Origin of the sequence: Solemya elarraichensis gill symbiont, from assembly GCF_002021095.1 — a bacterium.
In the GTDB taxonomy this organism is placed as follows: domain Bacteria; phylum Pseudomonadota; class Gammaproteobacteria; order Chromatiales; family Chromatiaceae.
On record NZ_MPRK01000064.1, the window covers coordinates 1 to 8,479 of the forward strand.

The following is an 8,479-nucleotide window of genomic DNA, read 5'->3' on the forward strand; positions in this document are numbered from 1 at the left end:
CCGTTGCCTCCGGCATTTTCACCCTGCGGGCGCTACGCGGTCCAAAATGCTGTCGCATTTTGTCGAACCCTCTTTTGGGTTCTCATCCATGCTGCATCAATAAACAAAAAAGCCCCGTCTTCCGACGAGGCTTTTTAGTTTATGGCGGAGAGTGAGGGATTCGAACCCTCGATGGAGTTTCCCCCATACGCCCTTAGCAGGGGCGCGCCTTCAGCCACTCGGCCAACTCTCCGGTATTCGGTTTTTTTGAAACCCCGAATTATGAAAAACCGGAGGAGTTATATAACCCCTGTCCGGTTCAACGGGTGCGGATTATCGCATTAATCTTCGTCCTGCGCTACCTCTTCATCACCATCATGTTCGCGCTGGATACGATCGTATATTTCTTCACGATGAACCGAGACATCGCGTGGCGCATTGATGCCGATTCTGACCTGGTTTCCCTTGACACCAAGTACGGTTACATTGATTTCATCACCAATCATCAGTGTTTCGCCGACACGTCGAGTGAGTATTAACATTTCCTTAATCCCTGTTATATTTTTATATATTTCGATCTTCTAGAAAGAAGATCACCACCAATTTATTCCCAAGTAGCTGGGACAGCGCCACCCATGTGTTTGTCGCCGAGTAAATTCTAGCACAATTCCAAGTTTATTTAGACAGCCGGATCAACTCATCCAACCGTTGCGACTTCATCCTGTGCCAGGTTGAATGCCTCATGCAGTGAGCGCACCGCCAGTTCGAGGTATTTTTCATCGACAACAACCGAGACTTTGATCTCCGAGGTTGAAATCAACCTGATATTGATCCCTTCCCTGGCGAGCGTTTCAAACATGGTGCTGGCGATTCCCGCATGGGAACGCATGCCGACCCCAACCAGTGAAACCTTGACGATTTTGTCATCGCCCTCGATCTCTTCACCGCCCAGCGTGCTAGACAGTTTGGCTAGAATCGCGGTTGCACGCTCGAAATCATTTCGGTGAACGGTGAATGTGAAGTCGGTTGTGCCATCTTTGGAGATGTTCTGCACAATCATGTCGACCTCGATATTGGCATCGGCAATCGGGCCAAGAATTTTGTACGCCACACCCGGTTCGTCAGGGACGCCCTTGATGGTCAACTTAGCTTCATCGCGACTAAACGCAATACCGGAAATTTTCGCCTGTTCCACGCCTTCATCCTCAAAGGTAATCAGGGTGCCTGCACCCTCTTCAAAACTTGATAGTACCCGCAGCGGTACATTGTATTTGCCGGCAAACTCGACTGAACGAATCTGCAGCACCTTGGAACCGAGGCTTGCCATTTCAAGCATCTCCTCGAAGGTGATACGGTCCAGCTTGCGCGCCTTTGGCTCGACACGTGGGTCAGTTGTGTAGACACCGTCAACATCTGTATAGATCTGGCACTCGTCTGCCTTCAGTGCAGCAGCCAGTGCAACTGCAGTAGTATCGGAACCACCTCGACCGAGTGTTGTGATATTGCCGTCACTATCGACACCCTGAAAACCGGCAACCACGACCACACGTCCTGCATTGAGATCCTTGCGGATACGTTCATCGTCAATGCGCTTGATACGCGCCTTCATGTGCGATTGATCCGTCAGAATACGTACCTGGCTGCCAGTATAGGAACGTGCGTCCACACCAATCTTGTGCAGCGACATACTCAGCAATGCAATGGTAACCTGCTCACCAGTTGTGACCAGCACGTCCATCTCGCGCGGGCTGGGTGATGTATCATTAACTTCAGCGGCAAGACCCAACATGCGGTTGGTTTCGCCCGACATGGCCGAAACGACGACAATTACCTGGTCGCCGTTAGCCTGAAAGCGCTTGACCTTCTCAGCTACCGCCTTGATCTTTTCGACTGTACCAACCGAGGTACCGCCATATTTCTGGACAATCAGTGCCATTGTTAATATTCAATCCACAAATCTAAAGTGCCCGGAGGCTTTCCGGGCAAGAACGTTGAATTTTATCAGGTATTTTCTGTTACTGAAATGAATAATCGGTTAATTAAGAGCAGAAAACTGTTTCTTTATACATCTTATGAGCCAGCAGGCAAAAGTAGTGCACTGTTCTGGATGGACCCCGGGTCAAGCCCGGGGTGACAAAAAACTATGCCCGGTGTGATGTTTCACGATCAGGTTTTTCAGGCAAGCGTATCTGCCACCCAGGTTTCAGCAACCGCCAGCGCATCAGGAATTCCAGCCGGGTTACTACCACCAGCCTGCGCCATGTCGGGTCTGCCACCACCTTTACCGCCAACCTTTTCCGCAGCAATACGCACCAGGTCACCGGCTCGCAGACGGTCGGTCAGATCCTTGGTCACACCTGCAATCAGGTTGACCTTCTCACCGTTACTGGCAGCAAGCAGTACAACACCACTGCCAAGCTTGTCCTTGAGTTGATCAAGCGTGTCGCGCAGGCTCTTGGGATCAACACCCTCGAGATTTGCGGCCAGCACCTTGATTCCGGCAATCTCTGCGGCCTGGCTGACGAGGTCAGATCCGGCGGATGCGGCCATTTTTGATTTCAGCCTGTCGAGCTCTTTTTCGAGTGCGCGGTTACGTGCAAGCAACTGCTCTACCTTGTCTGAAACAGATTCGGTTGATGCCTTAAGCATTCCCGAGATGGCTGTGAGCTGGTCCTCCTGTGATTCAGTCAGATCGATTGCAGCCTCACCTGTAACTGCTTCGATACGGCGTACACCGGATGCAACACCGCTCTCCGAGGTAATTCTGAACAGTCCGATATCACCGGCTGCATCAACATGCGTACCACCACACAGTTCGACAGAGAAATCACCTATACGCAACACGCGTACCTCATCGGCATACTTCTCACCAAACAGCGCCATGGCGCCGGATTGCTTGGCATCCTCGAGTGTCATCAGGCGCGTTTCTGTCGAGGCGTTGGCACGTATCTGTGCATTAACAAGACGCTCAATCGCAGACAACTCTTCGCGCGTTACCGGTTCAAAGTGCGAGAAGTCAAAACGTAAACGTTCAGGATCGACCAGCGAGCCTTTCTGCTGCACATGGTCACCCAGAATCTCTCTAAGCGCGGCGTGCATCAGGTGAGTGGCAGAGTGGTTGAGCTCGGTCGCCATTCTTGCCTGCTTGTCGACATGTGTTACGACCATGTCACCAAGTGACAGTTCGCCTTCAGCCAGCAAACCGATATGGCCGAATACATCACTGCCCTGCTTGCGCGTATCAGTCACTGTGAATCTCGCACTGCCAGCTGACTTGAGCTCGCCGCTGTCGCCAACCTGTCCACCCGACTCGGCATAGAAAGGTGTACGGTCGAGAATCACGACGCCCTCCTCTCCCTGCGTCAAGGTCTCGACGGAATTACCATCGTGATAGATCGCCATCACCGTGCCCTTGTCTTCGAGCAATTCATAACCACTGAAACTGGTCGAGGTGTCAACTTCCCACTTGGCAGCTGCATCAGCGGCAGAGAAGTTACTCGCATCACGCGCACGCTGGCGCTGTGCTTCCATCTCTTTCTCGAATCCCTCGGTATCGACCTGCATATCTTTTTCACGGGCAACGTCTGCAGTCAGGTCAACAGGAAAACCATAGGTGTCATAAAGACGAAAAGCCGTCTCTCCAGGTATCACTCCATCGGTGACTTTTTCAATCTCGTCCTCGAGCACTTTCATGCCATGCTCAAGCGTCTCTGCGAAACGCTCCTCTTCAAGCCTAAGCACCTTGGCGACCTGATCTTTCATCTTGCGCAGTTCGGGATATGCTTCACCCATGGCAGCATCCAGCGCATCAACCAGGGTGTTGAAAAATGGTTGTGTCTGTCCCAACTGGTAGCCGTGACGGATTGCGCGACGAATAATTCTACGCAATACATAACCACGTCCTTCGTTACTCGGCAGCACACCATCGACAATCATGAATGCGGTTGAGCGAATATGGTCTGCTATGACGCGCAACGACTTGTTCTCAAGATCGGTTGCACCGGTCGCATCAGCAGCCGCCTTGATCAGGAGCTGGAACAGGTCGATCTCGTAGTTGGAGTGTACGTGCTGCAGCACCGCTGCAAGACGCTCAAGTCCCATGCCGGTATCTACAGACGGTTTCGGCAGCGCAGTCATCTGACCGTCAGCATCACGGTTGTATTGCATGAAAACCAGGTTCCAGATCTCGATGTAGCGATCGCCATCCTCTTCGGGTGTTCCTGGTGGTCCACCCCAGATGCCCTCTCCATGGTCATAGAAGATTTCCGAACAGGGTCCACATGGTCCTGTATCACCCATCGACCAGAAGTTATCGCTTTCGTATCGATTACCGCCCGGCTTGTCGCCAATGCGCGAGAATGAATCCGGATTGACGCCAATCTTGTTCAGCCAGATTTCAGCTGCCTCGTCATCATCCTCATAGACGGTGACCCAGAGCTTGTCTGCAGGCAGGCCGAGTGTTTCTGTCAGGAATTCCCATGCATAATGGATTGCATCTTCCTTGAAATAGTCACCGAAACTGAAGTTGCCCAGCATTTCGAAAAAAGTGTGGTGACGCGCGGTATAACCAACATTTTCCAAATCATTATGTTTACCACCGGCACGCACGCAGCGTTGCGAGGTCGTGGCGCGGTTGTAGTCACGTTTCTCCTTGCCGAGAAAAACATCCTTGAACTGCACCATGCCTGCGTTCGTAAATAGCAGGGTTGGATCATTTGCCGGAACCAATGGACTGGAATCGACGATCTGGTGGCCGTGGGCAGCAAAATAGTCAAGAAACGCCTGTCGGATTTCTGCGCTGGTTTTCATGAAAATGGAACGTAATCAGAAACAAAGAGGGTATGTTATTCGGGTTGACGGAAGATGTCACGCAGCAGTGAGAGGAAAACAGCATACGAAAGCCACTCACACGCGTCTTTCGGGGTGGAACACAGTGGAAACCCGGAATCCGGATTTTGTGTAACACCCAGATCCCCGCATTCGCGGGGATGACGATGCAGTCTGGATCAGGAGAAAAGAAAATCGCCAATGAGATAGGTGGGAAACCCGCGATACTCGAGAAAACGTGCGCGCCGCCCCAGCTCTTTCTGGGTGCGCTCGGTCAGGACGCCAAATTTCTGCAGCGCCACTTCGGACATCTGTTCACGCCAACGCGGATCCCGGTCATCGACCCAATCATTAATGATGTCACTGGCTATGCCCCTCTCGAGCAACTCCTGGCGGATCTTGCAGGGACCGAAACCCTTGCGGGCCCGCATCTCGAGGTAGAGTTCCGCGTAGCGCTGATCATCGAGGTAACCGGCAGTTTCAAACTGTTTCAGCAGCGCACTGATTTCATCGGATGGAAAGTCACGTGATTCGAGCTTGCGCGCAAGCTCTGCCTTGCTGTGTTCACGCACTGCGAGCAGGCGAATAGCCGCCTGCTCGATGTCGTCAGTGGGTTGGCTTGATACTTCTGCAGCTGGTTCCGAAGTTGGCGACTGCAACAGCATCAGGCCTCGGCTTTATCCGTGTCTGCCGCTTCGTCCTTAACCTCATCAGAGGCATCTTGTTTTGGAAAAACTATATCTCTTATTTTAGTTTCAATTTCCTGTGCAAGTTCTGGATTTTCCTTGAAATACTTTCTTACATTTTCCTTTCCCTGGCCAATTCTATCACCATTGTAGCTATACCAGGCACCTGACTTCTCGACGATATTGTGGAGTACGCCAAGGTTCATTATTTCACCCTCCCGCGAGATACCTTCACCGTAGAGAATCTCGAATTCAACCTGCTTGAAAGGATGTGCTACCTTGTTCTTGACTACCTTCACACGGGTGTCGTTACCGACTACCTCGTCGCCTCTTTTGATCGCACCGATACGGCGAATATCGAGTCGCACAGAGGAGTAGAATTTGAGCGCGTTACCACCGGTAGTGGTCTCCGGGCTACCGAACATAACACCAATTTTCATACGAATCTGGTTGATGAAAATGACAATGCAGTTGGAACGCTTGATGTTGGCAGTGAGCTTGCGCAGTGCCTGCGACATCAGGCGTGCCTGCAGGCCGACGTGCGTGTCACCCATTTCGCCCTCGATCTCCGCTCTTGGCGTCAGCGCCGCGACCGAGTCGACAACCACCACATCTACGGCACCGGAGCGTACCAGCATGTCGGTAATCTCGAGCGCCTGCTCACCGGTATCCGGCTGTGATACCAGCAGCTCTTCCATGTTGACGCCGAGTTTTTCGGCGTAGGCAGGATCGAGTGCATGCTCGGCATCGACAAACGCGGCCGTTCCGCCGGTCTTCTGCACCTCGGCGACGGCGTGCAGTGTCAACGTGGTTTTACCTGATGATTCAGGACCGTAGATTTCGACCACGCGTCCTTTCGGAATGCCTCCGATACCCAGAGCGATGTCCAGACCCAGTGAACCGGTCGAAACCGCCTCGACATTATTAATCACGCTACCGTCACCCATACGCATGACAGAGCCCTTGCCGAACTGCTTTTCAATCTGTGTCAGTGCTGCAGATAGTGCCTTTTTGCGATTATCATCCATCTTGGTCATCCCCCTGGTGCGTTTAGAATCTGAAGAACTGCTTCAAATCCGTAAATAAGTACAGCGTTCTATTGATGTTCTATATTGTGGCATAGCATAGAACTCAATCCGTGAGTCCGTCAATCTTTTGTTAATCAGAATCTATTTTTTATTAGAACTTAACGGCCAGGTCTGAACCCTTCTGTAGCGTGGAACTTCACCATTACCGGTAGATTCAGTCAGTGAGAAACTTTCCAGCCGCCACCTGATGGGCCTGATCTCTTGCTCAGCGGTTAAACGCACCTTGCGCTGCAGGGTGACATGCGGCCTGTAGCGGCGTACTTCACGTTCAACACCACACCCTTCTGCTCCTTGCCATATCTGATCGACCAGCTGTAACAAACTGTCTGGCGTGGCACTCGGCTCTACCAGCAGAATACGTGCCCCCTTCCAGTAACCTACCCGGTCTACCAAGAGTTCAAATCCCTCCTGGGCAATCTGCTCGCCGACCTCTTCAAAACAGGATTTTTTGTCGCCAGGCTGGATACCAAGGAAAGCGAGTGTCATGTGCAGATCGAGTGGATGATGCGGTCGCGACAGCAGCTGCTTGTGGTTTTGTGACAGCGCAGCCAGCTGCTTGCGTACAGACTCATCCGGAAAGGCGGCAAAGAAGAGTCTGGATTTAGTCGAAGGCATGGCGAATCAATCCCTCAAGCGCATGTAGAACAGCCGTCTTTCTGATTGCATCACGATCTCCATCAAACTGCTCACGCGCAGTAAAGATTTTTTTCCCTGAAGCCCAGGCAAAACAGACGGTACCAACCGGCTTCTCTTCACTACCGCCACCCGGTCCGGCTATTCCACTGACAGCCACGGCGAGGTCAGCCGGACTATGCATCATCGCACCGGTTACCATCTCGGCGACCACGGCTTCGCTAACAGCGCCATTGGCCTCCAGCGTCGCGGCACTGACGCCGAGCATCTGCTGCTTGGCATTGTTAGTGTAAGTGACAAAACCCCTCTCGAACCATGCACTGGATCCGGTAATATCAGTACAGCTCTTTGCAATCCAGCCGCCGGTACAGGTCTCGGCAGTCACCAGCATGCGCTGCTGTGCCCTGAGTATTTCCGCCAGCTGCTCGACCAGCTGCGTGCATTTCAGTTCGAAATTATTCATGGGAACCATTATCCATAAAATGCACCGTTTATGGAATCGGTTACAATAACACCCTGTTTAATACCAGTAGTTGAAGAAAATGAGTCACGATCAAATCCTGTGCGAGAAGCACGCTTCGCCGATGAAAATTGAAGTACTCGGTGCCTATGACTGGCCAATCTGGAAAAAAGAGGTCTCCACTTTCCCGTGGACCTATGCTGAACAGGAGACCTGTTATTTCCTGCGCGGCAAGGCTATCGTCACACCTGAAGGTGGTGAACCGGTCGAGATGGGACGCGGTGATCTGGTGACTTTCCCGAAGGGCATGTCATGTACCTGGGAAATCCTCAAGGATGTTGAGAAGCATTACCAGCTGGGTTGAGAAGAGCGGCTGAATTATCAGTTCTACGCACCGAACAGTATACGCTGAATCCTCGCCTCGTATATCGATAGCGGATAGAAAGTCACTAAGGCTCCCGGCCCTCGCTGAGACAACTGCGCTGCACCTAGTGCGGTGAGGCTACCAATCTTCGGATAACCGCCAATCGTCTGTCGGTCTTTCATCAATACGATCGGTTGACCATCACCCGGTATCTGGATCGCACCGTAGCAGATACCTTCCGAGATGATGCCATCAAGTCCAGAATCGATTGCTTCGCCACTAAGTCGATAGCCCATGCGATCGATATTCTGTGTCACCTCGTAGCCTGAAGAGAAAAGCTTCTCAAGCTCTTCATCTGGGAATTGCTCAGCCTGGTAACCGGGAACCACACCCAGTGCCAGCTCTGCATCATAATCGGGTATTGCCCAGGGTGGCACAGTTG

At 52.1% G+C, this 8,479-nt stretch carries 9 protein-coding genes and 1 tRNA gene; 1 reads left to right on the plus strand and 9 read right to left on the minus strand.

The window, feature by feature from the left end; genetic code table 11:
- Positions 1–142: 142 nt before the first annotated feature.
- From BOW51_RS04745 to pncC, 8 genes are all read right to left on the minus strand, one after another.
- Positions 143–232: transfer RNA gene (locus BOW51_RS04745), tRNA-Ser, on the minus strand.
- Positions 233–320: 88 nt separating this feature from the next.
- Entirely contained in the window at positions 321–521 is a 201-nt protein-coding gene (csrA, locus tag BOW51_RS04750) for a carbon storage regulator CsrA (protein WP_078476683.1), read from the minus strand.
- Positions 522–676: 155 nt separating this feature from the next.
- A complete protein-coding gene (locus BOW51_RS04755) occupies positions 677–1,915 on the minus strand; it encodes an aspartate kinase (protein ID WP_078476684.1) in 1,239 nt (412 codons plus the stop codon).
- A gap of 239 nt (positions 1,916–2,154) precedes the next feature.
- Positions 2,155–4,788 (minus strand): alanine--tRNA ligase, encoded by a 2,634-nt coding sequence (gene alaS / locus BOW51_RS04760; protein WP_078476685.1) that lies wholly within the window; start codon positions 4,786–4,788, stop codon positions 2,155–2,157.
- Between the two features lie 197 nt (positions 4,789–4,985).
- Positions 4,986–5,471 (minus strand): regulatory protein RecX, encoded by a 486-nt coding sequence (locus BOW51_RS04765; protein WP_078476686.1) that lies wholly within the window; start codon positions 5,469–5,471, stop codon positions 4,986–4,988.
- A complete protein-coding gene (gene recA / locus BOW51_RS04770; RefSeq protein WP_078476687.1) occupies positions 5,471–6,520 on the minus strand; it encodes a recombinase RecA in 1,050 nt (349 codons plus the stop codon). Before recA ends, BOW51_RS04765 begins: the two co-directional genes overlap by 1 nt.
- Before the next feature lie 141 nt (positions 6,521–6,661).
- Positions 6,662–7,195, minus strand: a complete 534-nt coding sequence (gene thpR, locus BOW51_RS04775) for an RNA 2',3'-cyclic phosphodiesterase (RefSeq protein WP_078476688.1) — start codon at positions 7,193–7,195, stop codon at positions 6,662–6,664.
- A complete protein-coding gene (gene pncC / locus BOW51_RS04780) occupies positions 7,182–7,676 on the minus strand; it encodes a nicotinamide-nucleotide amidase (protein WP_078476689.1) in 495 nt (164 codons plus the stop codon). The genes thpR and pncC overlap by 14 nt, the downstream gene beginning before the upstream one ends.
- 79 nt (positions 7,677–7,755) lie before the next feature.
- On the opposite strand from pncC, the gene BOW51_RS04785 reads away from it, so the two are divergent.
- Positions 7,756–8,037, plus strand: a complete 282-nt coding sequence (locus BOW51_RS04785) for a cupin domain-containing protein (protein ID WP_078476690.1) — start codon at positions 7,756–7,758, stop codon at positions 8,035–8,037.
- 23 nt (positions 8,038–8,060) lie between these two features.
- Here the strand turns inward: BOW51_RS04785 and BOW51_RS04790 are convergent.
- On the minus strand, positions 8,061–8,479 hold a 419-nt coding region (locus tag BOW51_RS04790; protein ID WP_503167666.1), incomplete at its 5' end, for a 5-oxoprolinase subunit C family protein.

What these genes read in the sequence shown, in the direction of transcription:
- csrA (WP_078476683.1), bottom strand. Translation starts at nt 521, where the DNA reads ATGTTAATACTCACTCGACGTGTCGGCGAAACACTGATGATTGGTGAT.
- pncC (WP_078476689.1), bottom strand. Translation starts at nt 7,676, where the DNA reads ATGAATAATTTCGAACTGAAATGCACGCAGCTGGTCGAGCAGCTGGCG.
- BOW51_RS04755 (WP_078476684.1), bottom strand. Translation starts at nt 1,915, where the DNA reads ATGGCACTGATTGTCCAGAAATATGGCGGTACCTCGGTTGGTACAGTC.
- BOW51_RS04765 (WP_078476686.1), bottom strand. Translation starts at nt 5,471, where the DNA reads ATGCTGTTGCAGTCGCCAACTTCGGAACCAGCTGCAGAAGTATCAAGC.
- alaS (WP_078476685.1), bottom strand. Translation starts at nt 4,788, where the DNA reads ATGAAAACCAGCGCAGAAATCCGACAGGCGTTTCTTGACTATTTTGCT.
- recA (WP_078476687.1), bottom strand. Translation starts at nt 6,520, where the DNA reads ATGGATGATAATCGCAAAAAGGCACTATCTGCAGCACTGACACAGATT.
- thpR (WP_078476688.1), bottom strand. Translation starts at nt 7,195, where the DNA reads ATGCCTTCGACTAAATCCAGACTCTTCTTTGCCGCCTTTCCGGATGAG.
- BOW51_RS04785 (WP_078476690.1), top strand. Translation starts at nt 7,756, where the DNA reads ATGAGTCACGATCAAATCCTGTGCGAGAAGCACGCTTCGCCGATGAAA.